Source organism: Mesorhizobium sp. M4A.F.Ca.ET.020.02.1.1, from assembly GCF_004022645.1.
Lineage (GTDB): Bacteria > Pseudomonadota > Alphaproteobacteria > Rhizobiales > Rhizobiaceae > Mesorhizobium.
Genome location: NZ_RZOI01000762.1, coordinates 1 through 2,787 on the forward strand (window position 1 = coordinate 1; position 2,787 = coordinate 2,787).

General features: G+C 66.8%; 4 protein-coding genes. All 4 read right to left on the reverse strand.

Annotated features, from left to right (window positions below):
• On the reverse strand, nt 1-518 hold a 518-nt coding region (locus tag EN742_RS30665; protein ID WP_128333645.1), incomplete at its 3' end, for a hypothetical protein.
• A 14-nt stretch (nt 519-532) separates the two neighbouring features.
• Nucleotides 533-955, reverse strand: a complete 423-nt coding sequence (locus tag EN742_RS30670; protein ID WP_126055442.1) for an OsmC family protein — start codon at nt 953-955, stop codon at nt 533-535.
• A gap of 36 nt (nt 956-991) precedes the next feature.
• The gene (locus tag EN742_RS30675; RefSeq protein ID WP_126055443.1) at nt 992-1,441 is read right to left on the reverse strand and encodes a hypothetical protein; all 450 of its coding nucleotides are present in this window, start codon (nt 1,439-1,441) and stop codon (nt 992-994) included.
• Nucleotides 1,442-1,502: 61 nt separating this feature from the next.
• The coding region (locus tag EN742_RS30680; protein WP_128333646.1) for an AMP-binding protein at nt 1,503-2,787 on the reverse strand (1,285 nt) is incomplete at its 5' end.

A 2,787-nucleotide genomic window follows, 5' to 3' on the forward strand; every position in this document is an offset into this window, starting at 1 on the left:
TTGCGATACCCCTCCAGCTCCGGATCGAGGTCGACCCGCACCGCATTGGTGAACACGCAGGTCGCCACCATGATGCCGGCAAAGGCGGCGAGGTTGACCAGCAGCGTGTCATCATAGCGCGCCTTGAGCGCTGCCCAGAGCTCATCCGGAATCGCATTGGCATCGGCGGCGACCGCCTTGCCGAAGGCGATCAGCAGCGTCTCGTCGGCGGTGGGCTCGATTGCCTCTGGATCGAGACCGCCATCCATCAGCGCGCGGCGGAAGAAGGTGACGGGAACCTCGGCGCGCATTGTCTCCGAGATCGCCATCGAAAGCAGCCAGATGGCACGGTCGTCCAGCGTAGGCTTGAGCAGATCGCGCAGCGTGAACCATTCGGCATAGATGCGGTGAGCGGCCGGCGAATTGAGCAGGATGCGCTTCATGTTGGTCATGCGCCCGCGCAAGCTGAGCTCCCTGTCGTGCTCGGCGCGGATTTCTTGCGACGCCGTCGCGTAGTCGATAGGCGGGATCATGGCCATGGGAAACGGTCCCCTCACCCCAGCGACGTGTGCAGTTCGGGGGAGGCGCGCAGCGTGTTGGAGACGGTGCAGATCGCCTCGGCATCCTCGATGATGCGCTGCTTGGTCGCCGTGTCGAGATCGCCGGAAATATCGAGCCTGATGCTGAAGCGGACGATGCGGGACGGCTCGTCCGCCGCCTTCTCGCCGCCGACCTCGGCGCGCACCTCGCCAAGCTGCGCGGCGACCCCAAGGCGCGTGGCAGCGATGCGGGCGCTGAGCACCATGCAGGCGGCGAGCGAGGCGTGCAACAGATCGAGCGGATTGAAGCCCGGCGCGCTCGCGCCGGTCACGATATCGACCGCGCCGCCGGTCGGCGTGGTGACAACCGGCAGGCCGCCGGGTTGCAGGACGGCCAGCGCGCCGGTCGCTCGGGTTCTGATCTTCAGCTCGCTCATCGTATTTCCTCTGGCGTGCCAGGGTTGGTGGACAGCTCAAAGATGCTGCCAGATTGCCTTCAGCGGCGAGCCGATTGCCTGCTCGATCCTGCGCAGCTGGTCGACCGCCAATGAGGTCTCTCCGGGATTGACGACCGTAAGCGCGCAGCTGCCGAATGCGGCAGGCCATACGTAGCGCAACTCGTTGAGTGAGGTCGGCCTTTCGCAGCAAGGCGTTACGACAGCAAGGTCTTTAAAGCCAGATGCAGCCGCCCGGTCCATCGCCTCGCCCCACCAAGCCTCGAGGTCACTGCCGCATAGCGGGCAATTGATGCTTTCCGTGTTCGCTCCGGCGTCGAAGAATGTGACCCCCTCCTCGGATTCAACGCCGATATGTTCGGCGCGTGGAAACAATCCACGCGCGATCGTCACCGCCTCGCTGGCTGCCGCTTCGCCGGGGCGCCAGTGCGGATCATACGAAACCAATCGCAGGTAACTGTCGGACATCCCCCTTCCTGGAGCAGGAAGGGTGTTCAAAGCAAGGTGTTTCGGCCGGATTCCAGCCTCTCTATTTCAGCGCCCGCAGCACATGCTTCTGGATCTTGCCCGATGCGGTGCGCGGCAAAGTCTCCACGGCCAAAAATTCCTTCGGCACCTTGTAGCGGGCGATGCGCGCGGCGCAGTGGCCGGCGAGCGCCGCCGGGTCGAGAGAACAACAGGCGCGCAACACGACGAAGGCGCGGCCGACCTCGCCCCAGCGTTCGTCGGCGATGCCGATCACAGCCGCCTCGTCGATGTCGGGATGGGCAAGCAGCGCCATCTCGACCTCGGCCGGGAAGACGTTCTCGCCGCCGGAGATGAACATGTCCTTGCGGCGGTCGACCAAGGTGACGAAGCCGTCCTCGTCGCGCCGCGCCATGTCGCCGGTGCGGAACCAGCCGTCCTCGCTGAAGGCGCGTGCGGTCTCCTGCGGCCGGTTCCAGTAGCCCGGCGTGACGTTGGGGCCGGCGAGCCAGATCTCGCCCGTCTCTCCCGGCGCGACATCGGTGCCGGCGCCATCGACGATGCGCAGTGAAACGGTCGGCGCCGGCAGGCCGGCCGAGCCCGCCTTGCCGGCGATGCGCTCGGCCTCCAGCGGCATGCCGAGCACCGTGCCGGCCTCGGTCATGCCGAAGCCGTCGACCATCGGCACGCCCTGCTCCAGCCACCACAGAACATCCGCGGCAGGGTTCGGCGCGCCGCCGGTGAAGAGCGCCAAGAGCGATGTCCATAGTCGCGGCGCGAACCCGGGATGCTCGCGCAGCATCCTCGCCATCTGCGGCACGCAGAAATAATGGGTGACGCCGAGCGCCGGATCGGCAAGGCGTCGGTTGGTGTCGCCGGGATCGAAGCCGGCGGAAATCAGCACCGTGCCGCCCTTGAGCAAAACGGGGCGAAGATTGGTGATCAGGCCGATGACATGGAACATCGGCGCGTCGCAAAGGAAGACGCTGTCATGGCCAACGCGGCCGATGACGCCGAAATTGACGGCGGTGGCGAAGGCATTGGCTTCGGTGACGTTGACGCCCTTCGGTTGGCCCGACGTGCCGGAGGTGTAGAGGATGATCGACGGCCGGTCGGCTTGCGGCAACGGACGGCGCGGCGCCGGCGCTTGCTCTTCCACCGCTGCCGCGAAGCGCGAGACGGCGAGCGGGGCGCAGCCGGGCGGCGGCGCAAGGTCGGGCGGGGTGTCATGGACCAGAAGCACGGGATCGCAATCGGCAAGGATGGCCTGCCGCTCGGGCGCGGCAAGCCGCCAGTTGACCGGCACGAAGATGGCGCCGAGGCGCATCGCCGCCTGCTGCAGGATGACG

Bases quoted from the DNA above. Each gene is read 5' to 3' on its own strand.
- EN742_RS30670 (WP_126055442.1), bottom strand. From the start codon at position 955: ATGAGCGAGCTGAAGATCAGAACCCGAGCGACCGGCGCGCTGGCCGTC.
- EN742_RS30675 (WP_126055443.1), bottom strand. From the start codon at position 1,441: ATGTCCGACAGTTACCTGCGATTGGTTTCGTATGATCCGCACTGGCGC.